Raw genomic sequence first — 19,485 nt, 5'->3', positions numbered from 1 at the left:
GAAACATTAATCAAGCTTTTCAGAAATAAGATCATTCACAAAAGACTTAAGAAAAAAACATCGCTCACGCTTCATTGTTTCTGCCACATAAATTGATTTAATAAGTGATACGGATAGATTTAAATCTTCATTGATCACAACATAATCATAAGAATTCCAATGCTGCATCTCTGTTCGTGCATTTTTTAATCGCAAATTAATGGTATCTTGACTATCTTCTGCTCGACGATACAAACGAGAAGTAAGTTCTTTCATTGATGGAGGAAGAATAAAAACAGATACAGTATCCCCTGGCATCTTTTTTTGAAGCTGTTCAGCCCCTTGATAATCAATATCAAATAATACATCCTGACCAGCATCTAAAGCATTTTCAACGCTTTCACGTAAAGTTCCATAATAATTTCCATGCACTTCTGCCCACTCAATCAACTCATCTCCATTACGTCTCCGTTCAAATTCTTTCTTTGAAACAAAGTGGTAATGAAGACCATCAACTTCACTAGGACGTCTTTTCCGTGTCGTTATACTTATAGAAAGCTCTAATTCCCCATTTTTTAAAAGTAACCGAGAAAGAGTTGATTTACCAGCTCCTGAAGGAGAAGAAAGAATAAATAAAAAACCCCGACGCTGATTTATTTTTCTTACATTCAGTTCACTTTCCAAGAAAGTCATAATCTCCACTCTACCTTTTCAAAACTGTATACCGTAACTTCACTTATAACTTTCTACATTTTTTACATTTAATTTGCTCGCTTTAACGCACGCCATTTGCGAACATTCGTATTATGCTCTTCCAAAGTGTTAGAAAAAACATGCCCCCCCGAACCATCTGCGACAAAATAGAGCGCATCAATCCTTGGCGAATGTGCCACTGCTTTCAAAGAATCTCGACCTGGATTTGCAATCGCTGTGGGAGGCAAACCATTAATTTTATAAGTATTATATGGCGTTACTTTCTCAAGGTCTGAGCGATAAATTGCGCGACCTGACGGCTTTCCTTTCCCACCAAAAAGGCCATAAATCACCGTCGGATCAGATTGAAGACGCATATGTTTAGCCAATCGATTATAAAACACTGCAGCAACTTTTTCTCTCTCAGATGCAATTCCCGTTTCTTTTTCTACAATTGATGCCAATATAACGAACTCATCAATAGACTTAATTGGCAAATCAGGTGAGCGAGTAGCCCATATTGCATTAATTAACTTCTCTTGCCCTTCACTTAGCCTCTTAATAATTTCTTTACGCGTTGTCCCCCGAATAAAACGCACAGTATCAGTCATCAAACTGCCTTCCGGAGGTAAAACTTCTGGAAGATCTCCAACCAGAATTTGATTAGTAGCTAACCTATCAAAAACCTGTTGAACTGTTAAACCTTCAGGGACTGTAAATGTATATTCAATGGACTTTCCCTTTACAAAAATATCCATGATATCCCGCATTGAAGCGTGTGCTGGGATTAAATATTCACCTGCTTTAAAATTTGTTGTTTGCTGATAATAACCAACTCCATAAACAAAAATATCCGATGATTGAATAAGCCCTCGCTTTTCAAGAATTGAAGCTATTTTACGGATTCCTGTTCCTGGATAAATAAAAACAACTTGTTCTTTTTCACCTTTACCTTCTCTTTCAAAGATATTTTTTCCAATATAAAGAGGAATACTTATGGCTAAAACTAAAACCATGATCAGCATCAGAAAAAAATGACCAATAATGACCAAAGGATTGCGTACTATATATGATTTTTTTTTCTTTTTATGCGCCAACATATCGTTATTATCTACTCAATACTCCGAATAGCTATTATCTGCGGATTTTGACGGCTGTCCATTTTTATATTAATAACCATCAGCCCCAACAACTTCTAGGTATCACACTATAATTATACAAAAACTAATAATAAAAAAAAACTCAAATATTTAATTCTCCCCAAAACGTCGAATCACTAATGATGCATTGGTCCCACCAAATCCAAAAGAATTAGAAAGAATCGTATCAATTTTTCTTTGTCGCGGTTCATGCGGAACAAGATCAATTTTTGTTTCAATCGACGGATTATCTAAATTAAGTGTTGCCGGAGCTACATTATCCCTTATAGCCAAAATACAAAAAATAGCTTCAGCCGCACCAGCTGCGCCAAGTAAATGACCTACAGATGACTTCGTCGATGACATGGACACTTGTGATACATATTGTCCCAAAATACTTTCAACGGCAGCAAGCTCTATAGTATCAGCCATGGTTGAAGTACCATGAGCATTAATATAATCAATATCACTCGCATTGACTTGTGCGCGCTCAAGAGCCGCTATCATACTGCGTATCGCACCCTCACCACTCTTTGAAGGAGCTGTAATGTGATAAGCATCACCAGATAAACCATAGCCGATAATTTCAGCATAAATACGTGCTCCCCGTTTTCTTGCATGCTCAAGCTCTTCTAAAACAACAACTCCTGCCCCCTCCCCCATGACAAACCCATCGCGATCAATATCATAGGGACGAGATGCTTTTTCAGGATCATCGTTACGGCTAGTAGAAAGAGCTCGACACGCAGAAAAACCAGCAAGTGATATACGGTTTATCGGGGATTCCGTACCCCCTGCAACCATTACGTCCGCATCACCTAGCGCAATCAAACGTGCTGCATCACCAATTGCATGCGTGCCTGTCGAACAAGCTGTCACGACCGAATGATTAGGACCACGCAAACCATATTTAATAGAAACATAACCAGAAGCAAGGTTAATTAAACGTCCAGGAATAAAAAAAGGAGAAACACGACGTGGCCCTTTATCCCGAAGGGTATAACCAGCCTCAACAATACCCTCAATACCTCCAATACCTGAACCAATCAATACACCTGTACGAATCTGATCTTCATCGTTTTTTGGATACCATTCAGCATCTGCAAGCGCTTGATCAGAAGCAGCCATTGCATAAATAATAAACGGATCAACTTTACGTTGTTCCTTCGGGTCCATATACAAATCAGCATTATATGTACCATTTGTTCCATCCCCAAAAGGAACACGCGCAGCAATCTGACATGGCAAATCCGACACATCAAATTCAGTAATACGCCGAACACCACTTTTCCCATCAAGCAATCTTTTCCAACTACACTCAACATCACCAGCTAACGGAGATACTAACCCCAAACCAGTAACAACAACACGTCTCATGCTTTCAACCTTGAATCGAGAGCCAAAAATTCTCAAATCTGCTTTTGAGAAATAACTTCTCCAAATACAGGCAAAAGTATTTTATACTTTTGCCTTTCAATAATTACGCAGAGGCTTTATCAATAAACTTTACTGCATCACCAACTGTGAAAATTGTTTCAGCAGCTTCATCTGGGATTTCTACACCGAATTCTTCTTCAAAAGCCATAACGAGCTCAACCGTATCAAGGCTATCTGCTCCTAGATCATCAATAAAGCTTGCATTTTCCACTACCTTATCTGCATCAACTCCAAGATGCTCCACGATAATCTTTTTAACGCGCTCTTCTGTATCACTCATGTTGAAATCCTCAAATTTATTTTATCTTCTTACAATTTGTTAGCTACATCGAATCATGTAATCAAGTATAGATGCATCACTTTTAAATCTTTAGTGGTACTTCGAAACACTCCTTATAGATATCCACCACAAAATTAATCAACTTGATTCTCTTCTGACATAAATTGATCAACCATCATGCTAAAGGAACAGATGCCCTTCCATTTCATTTGTTATTACTAAAATAATAAAACCTATAAATCAATGTGCAATAGAGTAAATACTTAAATCATTGCCATACCACCGTTAACATGCACTGTTTGACCAGTCACATACCCCGCTTCATCACTTGCTAAATAAACAGCAACAGAAGCTATATCTTGCCCTTCGCCCATACGCTTCATTGGAATTGCTGCCATAATATGTTCTTTTTGCTTTTCATTAAGTTTATCGGTCATAGCAGATTTAATAAACCCCGGAGCAATACAATTAACGGTAATATTTCGTGATGCAATCTCTTTCGCTAACGCCTTCGAAAATCCTATCAAACCAGCTTTTGTAGCACAATAATTTGTTTGTCCATGATTTCCAATAACACCTACAATTGATGTTATGTTAATAATTCGCCCATAACGACGACGCATCATAAAATTTACCAATTCACGTGTCAAAATAGAAGCGGCCGTCAAATTGATCGCTAAAACATCATCCCAATCTTTATCTTGCATACGCATAAAGAGGCTATCTCGAGTAATTCCAGCATTGTTAACAAGAATATCAACACCACCCATTTTTTCTTCTGCTTTTTCAGCTAATTTTTTAATGGACTCGCGCTCCGAAAGATTAGCAGAAAAAACAAAAACATTTTTACCCAAATCTGCAGCTATTTCTTTAAGCTTGTTTTCTTGCGTTCCATGGAGCCCAACGATTGCTCCTTGCGCATGAAAACAGCGTGCAATCGCCTGACCAATTCCCCCCGATGCTCCCGTCACGAGCACTTTACGACCTGTTAATTTAAACATTTTTTGACTCCTTAAAGATTAAACGCCAAGCGCTCGCAACGCCTCTTCTATTTCTTCAGCTGTACTAATTGTCAATCCTTTAATCTCTCTATTAATACGACGCGCTAAACCTGTTAGCACTTTTCCTGAACCGACTTCAAAAAGTGTATCAACTCCATTGGCACTAATCCACTTTACCGTTTCACACCAACGCACTCTTCCCGTTACTTGATGAACCAAAAGTGTAGCAATACGATCTGGATCACTTTCTGGCGCAGCAGAGACATTTGCAACTAAAGGCACAACAGGAGCTGCTTTGTTAACAGTCAAAAGTGCATCTTTCATGATATCAGCAGCAGGCTGCATTAAGGATGAATGGAAAGGTGCAGAAACTGGAAGAAGAAGCACACGCTTAGCGCCTTGTTGTGATGCAATTTTCATAGCTGCCTCTACCGCCTCTTTTTCACCGGAAATAACAATTTGTCCACCACCATTATCGTTAGCAATTTGACATAATCCATTGCCCAGGACAGTTTTGCAAATTTCTTCAACGTCTTGTTCATCTAAACCGATAAGTGCTGCCATAGCTCCTTTACCAATAGCAACAGCCTTTTGCATAGCATTTCCACGAATCCGCAAAAGCTTCGCTGTATCAGCAAGACTAAATGTGCCAGCAGCACAGAGAGCCGAATATTCCCCTAAAGAATGACCAGCAACAAACTTCACTCTTGATTCTAGATTAAGCCCTAAATTTTCCATCACACGAATAATCGCTATAGATACGGTCATCAGTGCTGGTTGCGCGTTTGCTGTCAATGTCAATATATCTTCAGGTCCTTCAAAGATAATATCTGATAATTTCTCACCCAAAGCATCATCCACTTCCTCAAAAACCATACGCGCTGCAGTAAATTGCTCTGCAAGCACTTTTCCCATACCAACTAGCTGACTCCCCTGCCCTGGAAAAGTAAATGCTGCGGCCATCAATAATCTCCCAAATCGTACATTAAATTATTTACCCTTTAATTCATAAATACCAACTCAGACAAAACAAATTATTTGAAACCGATATCTATCTTGAAATTATACTTCAACGGAGGAACTTTATACAAAAACTTTGGGAAATATGGCGCTATAAATCGGACAATCCCCAAACTTATGACAATTCCTAAAACTACGCCGGCTAAAACATCAAACGGATAATGTACACCAACAAAAATACGCCCCCAACAAATCAAGCATAAAGATATCACGGCAAACTTAGAGGAAACCTTATATCGATATACATAAAGATTTGCCATATACGACGCAATAGTCAAAGCATGATTACTAGGAAAAGAAGCTGTCGCACGATGCTTAATTAATGGTGATGTCAAACCTACAACAAATGGACGTGGATGAAAATAAATAAGGGAAATCAGATAACCTACGAAAAGAGCCATACCAATACTCGTGCAAATACTCAATACTATGTGCCGTTCCATAACACTTCCACAAAACCACAATATGCAAAGGTGCATAGGAATGATATAAATCAAAAATTTTGCGCAAAAAATGCCAAAAAGAACCAAAACTGACCATGATCTATGATTACCAGAAAGAACTTCAAAAAGTGTGATATCAATCTGGTTTAAAAATTCCATCCTTATCTCCTTAATTTTTAAAAATTATATCGCAACTCTCCTATGTGCAAGTGTAAAGCGTATAAAAATACTTCAAGTCAATAAATCACATTTTTTATCAGCATGAACTTGCTATTTAAAAAGATAAGCTGTAAATACCAAATGTTCGTTACCGGTGTTTTAGCTGGGGGTTGAACGGAGGATTGCGAAAATGCAGTAGGAGATATGTTATTTCCGACCTCCTGTGTCTCCGCTCTCGAATGTTTCGAATTGCAAAAGCGTCCTTTCTTCTTTGGGTAGCCAAAAAGACAAGTCGCAGAGGCTTTGCGCTGAACTCGGTAAAATTTAATTGAAGAAAGGCAAAATAAATAATGGCTCTTTATGAACACATGTTTCTTGCCCGACAAGATATTGCACCGCAACAAGTTGATGAACTTTTGAATATGTACAAAGGTGTCATTGAAGCGCATGGTGGAAAGGTTGGGCGTATAGAAAATTGGGGTCTTCGATCTCTCGCTTATCGTATTCGTAAAAATCGTAAAGCTTATTATGTATTAATTAATATTGATGCACCAGCTGCGGCAATTTTTGAGGTTGAGCGGCAAATGCGCATTAATGAAGATATTTTGCGTTACATGACTATTCGTGTGGAAAAGCATGAAAAAGAAAAGTCTGCTATGCTTTCCCGTATTGACCGTAATAATCATGTTATTCAAGATGAAGAAAGATCTCGTTATTCACGTAATCAACGTGAGAATACCGTAAAAGGAGTAGAATGATGACTGATACTAATCAAACTTCAGTGCGTCGTCCTTTTCATCGTCGTCGTAAGATATGTCCTTTTTCTGGTGCAAATGCTCCAAAAATCGATTATAAAGATATCAAATTACTACAGCGTTATATTTCGGAGCGGGGGAAAATTGTTCCTTCGCGGATTACAGCTATCAGTCAAAAGAAACAGCGTGAGTTAGCTAATGCTATCAAGCGTGCTCGTTTTCTTGGTTTGCTTCCGTATGTTATAAAATAAGCTGAATATTGTGCAACTAAGTGCGTTTGATCTGTTTTTTTCGTAGTTCAAAATATATCAATTAGTTGCATATACATTCAGAAGTATGAAGTTGTGTTTTAAAGTTGAGGTATTAAACACCTCTAACTGCAACAAGCAGGACAGCGATAAATGGAAAGTTTTAGTGCATATAAGATAATGAGCGGTATTTTAGCTGGGCTATTTACTGTTGTTGTCAGTATAGCAATTCTTAGTATTGCAAATATTGCCCCTGATTTTTCCTTTTTTCTTGGTTGTTTTCTTTCACTTCCGATTTTTATTGTTGCATTTGGTTGGGGAACTCTAACTAGCTTCATTTCTTTAATCAGTGCTGCTGTAATCCTCATCATAACTACTGGTGTTTATATCAGTCTTTCCTTGACATTTTTATTTTTTCTTCCTGCATTCTATGCTTCTTGGCTTCTTGGGTTAGCGCGACCTTCTCAAAAAGGAAGTTTATTGATATGGTATCCATTACCCTCAGTCATTTTTCATTTAACAAATTTTATCGCCCTTATATCGAGCCTTATGGGACTCTATGTTCAAACAAACCCATCCACATTGATGATTGCAAAAAAGGTCATTGCAAACATAGTGCAAACTATGCAGCAATCGCAATCTATAAAAGAAACTGATATGCATGCTTTGAGTGAACTTTTGATGACGCACACAGCAGCTTTAATAGCTATTCCTCTAGCTATTTATAGTATAATTTCCCTTATTGGTAATCTCTACTTTTCCATGATAGTGGCGCGATATATGAAATGGTTGAAAAGACCACGTGATGATTGGGGGAAAACTTTCCGCCTTCCAATTTCTGGGCTTATTGTTTTCATTGTTGTTTGTATAGCATCAATGGTTGAGTTAGGATTTACTCTTAATTTGAGCGCACAAGTTTTTACCATCGCATATACTATTGTAATATCAATTAGCGGTTTAGCATATCTCCACGATATTACAAAAGGGATCAATGGTCGAATCATTATACTTTTATACATTGCTGTCTTAACCGTTGTTTTTGCTCCACCTATTGCTTTCATGCTGCTACTGATGGGGATTTGGGCAACGGTTCAGTCTAAATTCCAATTATTTGGCAAATTTCGCTAAATATATATTCGAAAGGAAAAGTTATGGATATTATTTTACTTGAGCGCATTCCTCGTCTCGGTCAGATGGGAGATATTGTTTCTGTTAAGGATGGTTATGCACGTAATTTTCTTTTGCCTCAAGGAAAAGCTTTACGTGCTAATGAAGCTAATAAAAAACATTTTGAAACACAACGTGTACAGCTTGAAACTCGTAACCTTGAGCGCAAAAATGAAGCACAGGGGATTGCTGAAAAACTTAATGGTAAATCATTTATTGTCGTTCGTTCAGCTGGTGAAACAGGACAACTGTACGGATCCGTATCGACACGTGATATTTCTGAAACTATAACAACTGAAGGATTTTCTGTTGGACGTACTCAGATTGAATTGAATCAACCCATAAAGACTATTGGTCTCCATAGCATTGCTATTCGCTTACATCCTGAAGTGCAAATTTCTGTTATAATCAATGTTGCACGTTCAGCCAGTGAAGCACAACGCCAAGAAAAAGGTGAAACTCTTACCTCTTCTGAAGCAATATATGATGCTCAAGAATATCTATTATCCGAACACCAAGAAGAATTATCTTCAGAAAAAATAAATGAAAATAATGCAACTAGCGTTAGTGAAAATCCTTAATTTCTGTTTTTAAAAACCTGTTTTTCACTTTTTGCTGTCTTCTTCCTAACATATCACAAGTACTCGGCTCTCTAAAGCTGAGTATTTTTTATTATCACAAGCATAAGATTAAATTTTGTAAAAAATTAATCCATTTTTAAAAATCAAAGAATTAAGCTTAAATTACAAGTCTTATTAACGCTGATATTGAAAATTTAAGACTGCACAAGATTAAAATGCGATATAACATTCTTCAAGAAACTGAAAACATAATTTTGAAAATCAATCTGTAAAATATGAAAAGTATGTTACATTATTAATTGGAAACCTGAATGTAAAACTATTTGAAATTTTAATTTCAAACGAAGACTTTTAATGTCCTACCCTTTTAATACTAATAGTGGAAGACCCTTATGGAAGAAACAAATGCCATCAATTTAAACTCTTCACAAAAAGAAGATACCCCCTCTTTCCCACAACTTCCACATAACATTGAAGCTGAACAAGCATTGCTTGGTGCGCTTCTTATAAATAATGATGCACTTGACGCTGTTTCAGATTTTCTAAAGCCAATACATTTTTTTGAACCATTACACCAAAAAATCTATGATATTTTATCAAAAATTATTGAAAAAGGAAAGCTTGCAAATCCGATTACCATCAAGCCCTTTATTCCAGCTGCAGAAAAAATTGGAAATATTACTGTATTTAATTATATTATTCGTCTAGCTAAAGAAGCAGTAACGGTTATTAACGCTGAAGATTATGGGCGTGTTATCTATGATCTTTTTATTCGACGGTCTCTGATTAATATTGGCAATAAAGTCGTCAGTACAGCCTTTGATACTTCTACAGAACTCTCGACAGCCCAACAAATTGAAACAATTGAACATGATTTGTTTGAATTAGCAGAAAAAGGAAAATATGGTGGAGGATTTGAAAACTTTGATGAAGCTATCAAAAAAGCCATTGACATGGCAGATTCTGCCAAAAAACGTTCTTCACGGTTATCAGGTATAGCTACCCATATTAAGACGCTTGATGAACAAATGGGAGGGTTACAACCATCTGATTTAATTATCTTAGCTGGACGCCCTGGTATGGGGAAAACGTCACTTGCTACCAATATTGCCTTTAATATTGCCAATGCTTATAATCACGACACTCAAACAAAAGACTCTTCCCCAAAAAACGAAGGAGGAGTAGTTGGATTCTTTTCACTTGAAATGTCATCAGAACAACTTGCAACACGCATTATTTCTGAACAAATAGAGGTTTCTTCTTCTGATATCCGACGCGGCAATATTTCAGAAGAACAATTCTCAAAAATAATACGCGCAATGCACCACTTGCAAAAAGCACCACTTTATATTGATCAAACAGGAGGTATATCGATCGGACAGCTGGCAGCACGTGCACGGCGCCTAAAACGACAACATGGCTTAGATGTATTAATTATTGACTATATACAATTAATGACAAGTAGATCTAAACGTTCATATGAAAATCGTGTTCAAGAAATTACAGAAATTACTACAAGTCTCAAAGCGTTGGCAAAAGAATTAAATATCCCTATCATCGCGCTCTCTCAGCTTTCACGTCAAGTTGAAAATCGAACTGATAAACGGCCACAACTCTCAGATTTGCGAGAATCTGGTTCAATCGAACAAGATGCTGATGTTGTTCTTTTCGTATATCGTGAAGCATATTATGCTAAAAATGAAGAACCCAAAACAGAAGAGACAGCGAAACATGTAGCGTGGCAGGATAAAATGGATACTCTTATAGGACAGGCTGAAATTATTATCGCCAAACAACGTCATGGACCAACAGGATTGATTAAGCTCGCCTTTCAACCTGACTTTACACGTTTTAGCGATTTGGCAGATAGTAAATATCTTCCAGAACAAATTGGTTAAAATTATTATGGCACGCATCCGAATTCAATTTATCTGCCAAAATTGTGGTACCATTCACTCTCGATGGGCTGGAAAATGTAATTCCTGCGGAGAATGGAATTCCCTTATCGAAGAAAGTGCAAATAATGGTATAGGCAGTGGCCCTGCACAAAATGTTCGTAAGGGACGTATAATCACCCTCACATCCCTTTCTGAAAATATTGAGGATGTTCCACGTATTCGTTCTGGTATTACTGAACTTGACCGTGTTACTGGAGGTGGTTTTGTCCGTGGATCAGCGCTGCTTATTGGTGGTGATCCAGGTATTGGAAAATCAACACTGCTAACACAAACTGCTGCCGCCTTATCTCAAAAGGGACATCACGTTATCTATGTTTCAGGAGAAGAAGCTATTGCACAAATCTGCTTGCGTGCACAAAGGCTTGGTGTTGTAAATTCAGAGATAAAACTTGCAGCTGAAACAAATGTTGAAGATATTCTTGCAACCTTAAGCGAACATAAAAAACTTGATATGGTTATTATAGATTCAATTCAAACCCTATGGTCAGATGCTGCAGATTCAGCGCCAGGTACTGTCACACAAGTGCGTATTAGTGCTCAATCAATGATCCGATTTGCTAAAAAAACAGGGGCAGCCGTTGTCCTTGTTGGGCACGTTACAAAAGATGGGCAAATTGCTGGTCCTCGCGTTGTAGAACATATGGTTGATGGTGTTTTTTATTTTGAAGGTGAAGGCGCCCATAATTATCGAATCCTTAGAACTGTAAAAAACCGCTTTGGACCAACTAATGAAATTGGTGTCTTCGAAATGTCTGATAAAGGACTACGAGAAGTAACTAATCCATCAGAACTTTTTTTGGGTGAACGTAACGAAAAAGCACCAGGAGCTGCTGTTTTCGCAGGAATGGAAGGAACGCGTCCGATATTAGTAGAAATTCAAGCGCTTGTTTCCCCCTCATCTCTAGGAACACCACGACGCGCTGTTGTTGGATGGGATGGAAATCGCCTTTCAATGATTTTAGCTGTCTTAGAAGCTCATTGCGGTGTTCGCTTTGGGCAGCATGATGTTTATCTTAATGTTGCGGGCGGATACCGCATATCAGAACCTGCTGCTGACTTAGCTGCTGCAGCGGCTTTGGTATCTTCTCTTGCAAATATTCCTCTGCCAACCGATTATGTATATTTTGGTGAAATAGGTCTTTCGGGAGCTATTCGAACTGTTGTACATTCAGGACAACGTATATATGAAGCACAAAAACTGGGCTTTCAAGGATCCATCCAACCAACTACAACGACTCAAGCAGTAAACTCACCATCTTTTCAACAAAAAACATTCTCTAACCTTGTTGATCTTGTTGCAACCGTTGCCACAAGTAAAAAATGACCTGAGCTCTACACATAATAATACCGAAAAAATTTTACCTATATAAGAGATACTTGTTATAAGAGTAAAAAATGGCATAACCCCAAACCCATTATCATGCTATTTGAACAGAATGCAATTTTATGAATAAGGAAAAAACAAATGATTATAACAGTCCTTGACGGAATTGTCGTAACAATCATCCTGTTATCTGCTTTTCTTGCCATGATTCGAGGATTTTCGCGCGAAATATTATCGCTGATTTCTTGGGCAATTGCAGCTGTTGCAACACTCTTTTTATTTAAACCCATATTACCCTTCTTTGAGCAATATCTCTCTAATAAAATGGTTGCGTTAGTAACAACATTAGTCACGATTTTCGTTATTATCTTGATTATTACTTCTATCATTGCAATGAAAATTTCTGACTTTATCATTGATAGCCGAATTGGCATACTTGACCGTATTATTGGTTTTATTTTTGGAGCCTTCCGTGGTTTATTAATTGTGGTTATTGGCATATTACTCATTAATGCACTTATCCAACCTGAACAGCAATCTGATTGGTTAAAAAATGCAAAAACAAAGCCCATTCTAGATTCACTTGGTTCAAAAGTTTTGAATATACTGCCCCAAAATATTGACTATGCTTTAGAAAAAGCTGAAAAACTTTTTAAAAGGAACAATGCAAACACAAATGATCGAAACTTTCGTGAAAATATGTCCCTGCAAAACGGAAAATAGTTTGTTATTTGGAAAGATAATATACGACGTATGATATTAACCATTTACCATATTACAACAGAAAGAATATAATGAAAAAAATCGATATTCCCTTTCAGGAGTTTTCATTAAATGACGATACTCTTCATGAAGAATGTGGGGTTTTTGGTATTCTTGGACATGAAGATGCAGCCACATTAACAGCTCTCGGGCTCCATGCACTTCAGCATCGTGGGCAAGAAGCAGCGGGAATTGTCTCTTATCATAATAAAATGTTTCATCAAGAAAAGCATTTAGGTCTTGTAGGCGATCACTATACAAATACAACGACTCTTGCCCGCTTGCCAGGAAATCGCGCTATCGGACATACTCGTTATTCTACAACTGGAGAAGTAGCATTACGTAATGTACAACCTCTTTTTGCTGAATTAAAAGCTGGGGGTATCGCTATTGCTCATAATGGTAACCTTACAAATGGTCTTACGTTGCGTCGCAGACTCATTGAATCTGGAGCTATATGTCAATCAACTTCAGACTCTGAGGTTTTCCTCCATCTCATTGCTCGATCACGTTATGAATCATCATCTGATCGTTTTGTTGATGCTATTCGGCAAGTAGAAGGTGGATATGCCATGCTAGCATTAACACGCACGAAACTTATTGCTGCACGTGATCCAACAGGAATTCGACCACTTGTCATGGGTGAACTCGATGGTAAACCAATCTTTTGCTCTGAAACTTGTGCTCTTGATATCATTGGAGCTAAATATGTTCGTGATGTTGAAAATGGAGAAATTATCATATGTGAAATACAAAAAAATGGGGAAATTTCTACAAAAGTTATAAAACCAGAAATAGAAAAGCCAGAAAAAATCTGCATTTTTGAGTATGTTTATTTTGCTCGTCCTGACTCAATCGTTGGAGGACGTAGTGTTTATACAGTACGCAAAAATATGGGAATTTATTTAGCACAAGAAGCACCCTGTGAAGGTGATGTTGTGGTTCCTATTCCTGATGGTGGAACTCCTGCAGCAATTGGTTACGCGCAAGAAATTGGAATTCCCTTTGAATTAGGAATTATTCGTAATCATTATGTAGGTCGTACTTTTATTGAACCAACACAACAAATTCGTGCTTTTGGAGTTAAATTAAAACACTCTGCCAATCGCCCAGTTATAGAAGGAAAGCGTGTTATTCTGATTGATGATTCTATTGTACGTGGAACAACGTCTGTCAAAATTGTGCAAATGCTCCGAGAAGCAGGAGCTAAAGAAGTTCATATGCGTATTGCTAGTCCTATGATTTTTTATCCCGACTTCTACGGTATTGATACACCGCAAATGGAAGGTCTGTTGGCTAATCGATATCCGGACTTAAAATCCATGTGCAATTTTGTTGGTGCTAATTCATTAGAGTTTCTTTCGACAGATGGCCTGTATCTCGCTGTAGCGGGACAAAAACGAAATAATTCCGACCCACAATTTACTGACCATTATTTTACTGGACACTATCCTACACATCTGGTTGATCAAGAGAATATTCCTCCAATTCGTCAATCGCCTGTTCTTAAAACAAGAGATTAATTGATGGTAAAATTTGACTTTAATCTTCATGGGCGTGTTGCACTTGTTACCGGTGCTTCAAGAGGAATTGGCTATCATTTAGCTCTAGAGCTCGCGGCACGTGGTGCTCATATCATAGCCCTTGCAAGAACAACCGAAGCGTTAACTGAGCTTAATAATCAAATACGGGAAATGGGTTCTTCTGTAACACTCGTCCCTCTAGACTTACATAAAAACATAGAAGATATCGATTCTCTCGGTATATTTATTACTGAACGCTGGAAAAAACTTGATATTATGGTTGCAAATGCGGGAATTCTTGGAACGCTTGCACCAATAACTCATATTGAAAACACAGTATTTGAAAATATTTTTCAAATAAATCTTCTCAGCCAATGGCGCTTAATGAAAGCCGTTGAACCATTATTGCATCAATCAGATGCTGGACGGGTTATTTTATTATCTTCAAGTGTTGCTCATCGTGTCCGCGCATTCTGGGGATCTTATGCAGCTTCTAAAGCTGCTTTAGAAATTATAGCTCGCTGCTGGGCGGAAGAACTAAAAAAAACTCAGATCAAAATCAACTGCGTTAACCCAGGAGCAACACGTACTGCTATGCGTGCACAGGCTGTTCCTGATGAAGACCCTCTGACTCTACCTTCACCACAAGACGTTGCAGCAAAGATAGTTCATTTATTATCACCTAATTTAAAAGAAACTGGCAAACTCTTCGATGTTCCAAAAAATCGATTTATGAATTATCGTATTCCCGATTAATTATGGCCATTAAAACTACCACTTTAAATGATTCTAAAACCGTCACTCTAACAAAAAATATCAAGCTTTTATGACTTTGGAATAACTTTAACGCTAGTCTTTTTTTCTTCCAAGGCAGCCCGTTTATTATAAGCAACAACACTACAAGGCAGAAAAATCATATAGCTAATAGCCGTAATTAACAAAGTATACCATGTATAGGTTGCGAGAAAACCTACGTAAATAACAATGATCAACATGCAAGGTATAACGATATCACGCCTCAAACTTTGATCAATCGTTTTTGCATTCCATACAGGCAAACGACTGACTAAAAGAAAAGCAATAACCACAGTATAAAAGCTAAAAAATAATGCCCAGCTCCAACTTGGTGCTAAACCAAGGGCGCCTAAATAAACAGGAAATAACAGCAATAATGCCCCTGCTGGCGCAGGTACCCCAACAAAATAATTGCTTTGCCATTTTGGTGTATCAGAATTATCCAACATCACATTAAAACGTGCTAATCTCAGACAACAAGCAACACAATAAACGAGTGCTGCAATCCAACCTACGTGGTGAACCTGAGTCAAAATAAATGAATAAACAATAAGTGCAGGAGCAACACCAAAATTTACAACATCAGCAAGAGAATCCATCTGCGCTCCAAAAGATGAACTACCATCCATTAAACGAGCGATGCGACCATCAGCTCCATCTAAAATTGCCGCTAAAAGTACCATTAAGATAGCGGCTTCATAGCGATGTTCAAAAGCCAACCGAATACTGCTCATTCCTGCACAAATGGCCAAAATCGTAATAATATTGGGAATAACATACCGCATTGACGTGGGCGAACGCCAACGATTTGCAATATCATCATGATGCCCTTCAGGATTAAATGAAGAAAATGGCGAAAAATTTTTCATTATTCATCCTAATCAAATCTGAAATTGGTTATAGCACTCTTATCACTAAAGGATCCTAGAACAGTTTCTCCAGCAATTGCCGTTTGACCGACTGCAACATAAAGTTTAACGTCTACTGGCATATAAATATCAAGGCGAGAACCAAAACGAATTAATCCAAAACGTTGCCCCGTCATTACTGAATCACTTTCTTTTGACCAACAAACAATTCGTCGCGCAATCATTCCTGCTATTTGTACTACAGCAATTGTACCATGCTTGCTATTAATCACTACTCCATTACGTTCATTAAATTGACTGGTCTTATCAAGCTCTACATTAGCAAATTTACCTGGGCGATAAACAATAGACTCCACTGTACCACTCATAGGGATACGGTTTATATGACATGAAAAAATATCCATAAATATGGAAATACGGATCATTTCTTCATTGCCTAATCCTAATTCTTCAGGTGGAGTGGATGGCCCAACAAATGAAATACGTCCATCTGCAGGAGACATAACCCAATCTGAGTTCAGAGGTATTACACGATCTGGATCACGAAAAAAATATATACACCATACTGTTAAAACAAGACCAAACCAAAACAACGGGCCCCATACCAAGCCAAGGACAAGCGAAACAACAAAAAACACTACAATAAAAGGATAACCTTCTTTATGAATTGGCACAAAACTATTATGGATAGACTGTAAAATACTCATATAATTTCCTATTCATAGATATAACCTAACAGGTAATAAATTTTTCTTTTCCCCTCTTTAGCTATATAATAAATTAACTACTCTATCTAAAGTTGTAGAACATTTTAAGTGGTTTATTTTTTACGCTTAACAACACCTAACTCATCTTCTTCACGCATTCTACGTAATTTTTCTTCAACCTGCGATGCCTCAAGTTGTTTATTCCACATCGAAGCATACAAACCTTTCTTATATAAAAGATCATCATGCGTTCCATTTTCAATGATACGACCATTTTTAAGAACCAAAATTTCATCAGCATTAATAACAGTAGAAAGTCGATGTGCAATAATCAATGTCGTACGTCCACGGCTTACTATATCTAATGCATGCTGAATCTCTTGTTCTGTAGCCGTATCAAGAGCTGCAGTTGCTTCATCTAAAATAAGAAGAGGCGGAGCCTTTAATAATGTCCTCGCAATAGCCACGCGTTGTTTTTCACCACCTGAAAGTTTAAGGCCACGCTCCCCCACCATAGACTCAAAGCCTTCTGGGAGCGTTTCAATAAACTTTGATATCTGTGCCATCTCAGCAGCTCGATACATTTCTTCATCTGTAGCACTTGGGCGTCCATAACGAATATTATATGCGATCGTATCGTTAAATAAAACTGTATCTTGTGGTACCATACCGATAGTTTCACGCAAACTTTTCTGAGTAACATCACGAATATCCTGTCCATCAATTGTGATTACCCCCGCATCAACATCGTAAAACCGAAAAAGTAATCGAGAAATAGTGGATTTACCTGCACCTGATGGACCAACAATTGCAACTGTTTTTCCTCCAGGAACTTCAAAATCGATATCTTTTAAAATTTGACGTGCCGAATCATAAGAAAATTGTACTTTATTAAACCGAATGGTACCAGCCCCCACCACTAATGGCTTTGCACCTGTTTTATCAACAATTTCTTGCTTAACATCTAACAGATCAAACATAGCTTCAATATCAGTTAAACCTTGTCTAACTTCACGATAAATGGACCCAATAAAATTCAATGGTATAGAAAGCTGCATTAACAGTGCATTGATAAAAACAAAATCCCCTAATGTTTGCGTTTCATGAAAAACTGCATAAGTCGACATCAACATTAAAATAGTCATTCCAATGCCTAAAATAAGTGACTGACCAAAATTAAGCCAGCTTAATGATGTCCAAACCCTAGTAGCAGCTTTTTCATAATCTGCCATGGCAGAGTCAAATCGACGCGCTTCTAAAGTTTCATTCCCAAAATATTTTACTGTCTCAAAATTCAAAAGAGAATCAACAGCACGTGTATTAGCCTCTGTATCTGCGGTATTCATTCTTTTTCTGATGCCAATGCGCCAATCACTCGCCTTGACGGTAAACAAAGTATATAAACCAACCGTCGCTATAATTACGAGAAAATAACTCCATCCGTAGTTTATGTAAAATACGAATGCTGTTAGCATGAATTCCAAAACTGTTGGTACAGTATTAAGAATTGAAAATCTAACAATAGCTTCAATTCCTTTCGTACCACGTTCAATCACACGAGAAAGCCCACCAGTTCGTCTTTCGACATGAAATCGTAGAGAAAGTTCATGAATATGCACGAAAGTCTTATAAGCTAAGCGACGAATAGCATGTTGACCAACAGTAGCAAAAAGGGAATCGCGCAACTGATCAAATCCAGCTTGAACAATACGTGCAATATTATATGCTAAAACAAGCATAATGGGAACAACCCAACTAAATGACGACCACATCAATAAATTATATCGTGTATCGAGTGTATCCGTAGCATATTTAAAAAAGTACGGGACAGATATAAGAGTCAGCTTAGCTAAAACAAGGTAAAACATCGCCCACATAACACGCATTTTCAAATCATACCGATCTTTCGGCCACATATAAGGCCATAAGTTGTAAATTGTGCGCAAAGTCTGACCTGTATCTGACGATACAGTTTTTATCATTTTATCCTGTTTCATAAAATCCTTACTTCTTTATCATACACTCAACAGACACCACTGTGCCTTCCCCTATAGCCCTTCACAGATCGGATCACTTTTTATACATTCTTAGTAACCCGTGCTATAGGTCTATAGTACCAACGCTTCAGGTTAGACTGTTTTAAAAAAAGGAACAAGAAATAATCTTCACATAAGACTTACTATTCGTACCCATATTCTGTACTATTTGTCACAAATAAATTTCCATTTTTATACGCCCTTTCAATTTTTCTCAAAATAACTTCGTTGATTTAAAAATTTCCTTTAAATATTTGTGAAAATTTTTCTTGTTTTGTACTAAAGCAGTCAGTTTTATTTTATTAACAAAGCGATTGCCATTTTTCTCTAAGCAAGAAAAAAACTCATGTAAATTATGACGGTTAAACGTCTTATCTCCTATTCATACCCTTCATGCCAACCCAAATTTTTAATCTGAATATTTGAAAATAAAGCGCCTAAAAATAATCAATATTTTTCTCTACTGCAATGAGAGAGAGGCAACTAAAAAATGTAGAAGATATCGTCAAATTTTGACTAAACAAATAACTTATACAAACAATTAAATGCTTTTCATATTTTGGCTATAAATAATTTTTCCTCATAAATTATTCATCAAAAAACCCACTA

Annotated in this window: 18 protein-coding genes and 1 pseudogene; 9 read left to right on the top strand and 10 right to left on the bottom strand. The window is 37.4% G+C overall.

The window, feature by feature from the left end; all coding sequences use genetic code 11:
- Positions 1-6 precede the first annotated feature (6 nt).
- The 7 genes and pseudogenes from gmk to V5N68_RS05080 form a co-directional block, all read right to left on the bottom strand.
- Entirely contained in the window at positions 7-672 is a 666-nt protein-coding gene (gmk, locus tag V5N68_RS05110; protein ID WP_332066108.1) for a guanylate kinase, read from the bottom strand.
- Between the two features lie 68 nt (positions 673-740).
- Positions 741-1,787, bottom strand: a pseudogene (gene mltG, locus V5N68_RS05105) (endolytic transglycosylase MltG); the annotation flags it as partial.
- Between the two features lie 135 nt (positions 1,788-1,922).
- Positions 1,923-3,188, bottom strand: coding sequence for a beta-ketoacyl-ACP synthase II (fabF, locus tag V5N68_RS05100; RefSeq protein ID WP_332066107.1), 1,266 nt, complete (start codon positions 3,186-3,188; stop codon positions 1,923-1,925).
- Between the two features lie 103 nt (positions 3,189-3,291).
- Positions 3,292-3,528 (bottom strand): acyl carrier protein, encoded by a 237-nt coding sequence (locus V5N68_RS05095; RefSeq protein ID WP_317993046.1) that lies wholly within the window; start codon positions 3,526-3,528, stop codon positions 3,292-3,294.
- A gap of 263 nt (positions 3,529-3,791) precedes the next feature.
- Positions 3,792-4,529: a 3-oxoacyl-[acyl-carrier-protein] reductase gene (fabG, locus tag V5N68_RS05090; RefSeq protein WP_332066106.1), complete on the bottom strand. Its 738-nt coding sequence runs from the start codon at positions 4,527-4,529 to the stop codon at positions 3,792-3,794.
- An 18-nt stretch (positions 4,530-4,547) separates the two neighbouring features.
- Positions 4,548-5,492, bottom strand: coding sequence for an ACP S-malonyltransferase (gene fabD / locus V5N68_RS05085; protein ID WP_332066105.1), 945 nt, complete (start codon positions 5,490-5,492; stop codon positions 4,548-4,550).
- Positions 5,493-5,563: 71 nt separating this feature from the next.
- On the bottom strand, positions 5,564-6,151 hold the full coding sequence (locus V5N68_RS05080) for an undecaprenyl-diphosphatase (protein WP_332066104.1): 588 nt from the start codon (positions 6,149-6,151) through the stop codon (positions 5,564-5,566).
- A gap of 350 nt (positions 6,152-6,501) precedes the next feature.
- Here V5N68_RS05080 and rpsF point away from each other — a divergent pair, with 350 nt between their 5' ends.
- The 9 genes from rpsF (at position 6,502) to V5N68_RS05035 (ending at position 15,225) form a co-directional block, all read left to right on the top strand.
- Complete coding sequence (gene rpsF, locus V5N68_RS05075; protein ID WP_332066103.1) at positions 6,502-6,909, top strand: 30S ribosomal protein S6; 408 nt, start codon at positions 6,502-6,504, stop codon at positions 6,907-6,909.
- Entirely contained in the window at positions 6,909-7,157 is a 249-nt protein-coding gene (gene rpsR, locus V5N68_RS05070) for a 30S ribosomal protein S18 (RefSeq protein WP_332066162.1), read from the top strand. Before rpsF ends, rpsR begins: the two co-directional genes overlap by 1 nt.
- A 150-nt stretch (positions 7,158-7,307) precedes the next feature.
- Positions 7,308-8,282 (top strand): hypothetical protein, encoded by a 975-nt coding sequence (locus tag V5N68_RS05065; protein ID WP_332066102.1) that lies wholly within the window; start codon positions 7,308-7,310, stop codon positions 8,280-8,282.
- Between the two features lie 23 nt (positions 8,283-8,305).
- Positions 8,306-8,902 carry a 50S ribosomal protein L9 gene (gene rplI / locus V5N68_RS05060; RefSeq protein WP_332066101.1) on the top strand — a complete coding sequence of 199 codons (597 nt, stop codon included), beginning with the start codon at positions 8,306-8,308 and terminating at the stop codon, positions 8,900-8,902.
- Positions 8,903-9,294: 392 nt separating this feature from the next.
- Complete coding sequence (locus V5N68_RS05055; RefSeq protein ID WP_332066100.1) at positions 9,295-10,800, top strand: replicative DNA helicase; 1,506 nt, start codon at positions 9,295-9,297, stop codon at positions 10,798-10,800.
- Between the two features lie 7 nt (positions 10,801-10,807).
- Positions 10,808-12,184 (top strand): DNA repair protein RadA, encoded by a 1,377-nt coding sequence (radA, locus tag V5N68_RS05050; protein WP_332066099.1) that lies wholly within the window; start codon positions 10,808-10,810, stop codon positions 12,182-12,184.
- Positions 12,185-12,325: 141 nt separating this feature from the next.
- Positions 12,326-12,907, top strand: coding sequence for a CvpA family protein (locus tag V5N68_RS05045; RefSeq protein WP_332066098.1), 582 nt, complete (start codon positions 12,326-12,328; stop codon positions 12,905-12,907).
- A gap of 71 nt (positions 12,908-12,978) precedes the next feature.
- Positions 12,979-14,469 (top strand): amidophosphoribosyltransferase, encoded by a 1,491-nt coding sequence (gene purF / locus V5N68_RS05040; RefSeq protein WP_332066097.1) that lies wholly within the window; start codon positions 12,979-12,981, stop codon positions 14,467-14,469.
- Between the two features lie 3 nt (positions 14,470-14,472).
- Positions 14,473-15,225 (top strand): SDR family NAD(P)-dependent oxidoreductase, encoded by a 753-nt coding sequence (locus V5N68_RS05035; protein WP_332066096.1) that lies wholly within the window; start codon positions 14,473-14,475, stop codon positions 15,223-15,225.
- Between the two features lie 68 nt (positions 15,226-15,293).
- Here V5N68_RS05035 and pssA read toward each other — a convergent pair whose 3' ends face one another.
- From pssA to V5N68_RS05020, 3 genes are all read right to left on the bottom strand, one after another.
- The gene (pssA, locus tag V5N68_RS05030) at positions 15,294-16,133 is read right to left on the bottom strand and encodes a CDP-diacylglycerol--serine O-phosphatidyltransferase (protein ID WP_332066095.1); all 840 of its coding nucleotides are present in this window, start codon (positions 16,131-16,133) and stop codon (positions 15,294-15,296) included.
- A gap of 8 nt (positions 16,134-16,141) precedes the next feature.
- A complete protein-coding gene (locus V5N68_RS05025; protein ID WP_332066094.1) occupies positions 16,142-16,840 on the bottom strand; it encodes a phosphatidylserine decarboxylase in 699 nt (232 codons plus the stop codon).
- A gap of 113 nt (positions 16,841-16,953) precedes the next feature.
- Positions 16,954-18,837, bottom strand: coding sequence for an ABCB family ABC transporter ATP-binding protein/permease (locus V5N68_RS05020; RefSeq protein ID WP_332066093.1), 1,884 nt, complete (start codon positions 18,835-18,837; stop codon positions 16,954-16,956).
- Between the last annotated feature and the right edge of the window lie 648 nt (positions 18,838-19,485).

Source organism: Bartonella eidoli (assembly GCF_036576145.1).
GTDB lineage: Bacteria > Pseudomonadota > Alphaproteobacteria > Rhizobiales > Rhizobiaceae > Bartonella.
The sequence above is the reverse complement of the archived record's forward strand: the minus strand, read 5'-3'. Positions and strand labels throughout refer to the sequence as shown.

Excerpts from the sequence above, each read along its gene's own strand:
- V5N68_RS05020 (WP_332066093.1), bottom strand. The coding sequence starts at position 18,837 with ATGAAACAGGATAAAATGATAAAAACTGTATCGTCAGATACAGGTCAG.
- purF (WP_332066097.1), top strand. The coding sequence starts at position 12,979 with ATGAAAAAAATCGATATTCCCTTTCAGGAGTTTTCATTAAATGACGAT.
- rplI (WP_332066101.1), top strand. The coding sequence starts at position 8,306 with ATGGATATTATTTTACTTGAGCGCATTCCTCGTCTCGGTCAGATGGGA.
- rpsF (WP_332066103.1), top strand. The coding sequence starts at position 6,502 with ATGGCTCTTTATGAACACATGTTTCTTGCCCGACAAGATATTGCACCG.
- V5N68_RS05095 (WP_317993046.1), bottom strand. The coding sequence starts at position 3,528 with ATGAGTGATACAGAAGAGCGCGTTAAAAAGATTATCGTGGAGCATCTT.
- V5N68_RS05065 (WP_332066102.1), top strand. The coding sequence starts at position 7,308 with ATGGAAAGTTTTAGTGCATATAAGATAATGAGCGGTATTTTAGCTGGG.
- fabG (WP_332066106.1), bottom strand. The coding sequence starts at position 4,529 with ATGTTTAAATTAACAGGTCGTAAAGTGCTCGTGACGGGAGCATCGGGG.
- radA (WP_332066099.1), top strand. The coding sequence starts at position 10,808 with ATGGCACGCATCCGAATTCAATTTATCTGCCAAAATTGTGGTACCATT.
- V5N68_RS05045 (WP_332066098.1), top strand. The coding sequence starts at position 12,326 with ATGATTATAACAGTCCTTGACGGAATTGTCGTAACAATCATCCTGTTA.
- pssA (WP_332066095.1), bottom strand. The coding sequence starts at position 16,133 with ATGAAAAATTTTTCGCCATTTTCTTCATTTAATCCTGAAGGGCATCAT.
- fabF (WP_332066107.1), bottom strand. The coding sequence starts at position 3,188 with ATGAGACGTGTTGTTGTTACTGGTTTGGGGTTAGTATCTCCGTTAGCT.
- gmk (WP_332066108.1), bottom strand. The coding sequence starts at position 672 with ATGACTTTCTTGGAAAGTGAACTGAATGTAAGAAAAATAAATCAGCGT.
- fabD (WP_332066105.1), bottom strand. The coding sequence starts at position 5,492 with ATGGCCGCAGCATTTACTTTTCCAGGGCAGGGGAGTCAGCTAGTTGGT.
- V5N68_RS05055 (WP_332066100.1), top strand. The coding sequence starts at position 9,295 with ATGGAAGAAACAAATGCCATCAATTTAAACTCTTCACAAAAAGAAGAT.
- V5N68_RS05035 (WP_332066096.1), top strand. The coding sequence starts at position 14,473 with ATGGTAAAATTTGACTTTAATCTTCATGGGCGTGTTGCACTTGTTACC.
- rpsR (WP_332066162.1), top strand. The coding sequence starts at position 6,909 with ATGACTGATACTAATCAAACTTCAGTGCGTCGTCCTTTTCATCGTCGT.
- V5N68_RS05080 (WP_332066104.1), bottom strand. The coding sequence starts at position 6,151 with ATGGAATTTTTAAACCAGATTGATATCACACTTTTTGAAGTTCTTTCT.
- V5N68_RS05025 (WP_332066094.1), bottom strand. The coding sequence starts at position 16,840 with ATGAGTATTTTACAGTCTATCCATAATAGTTTTGTGCCAATTCATAAA.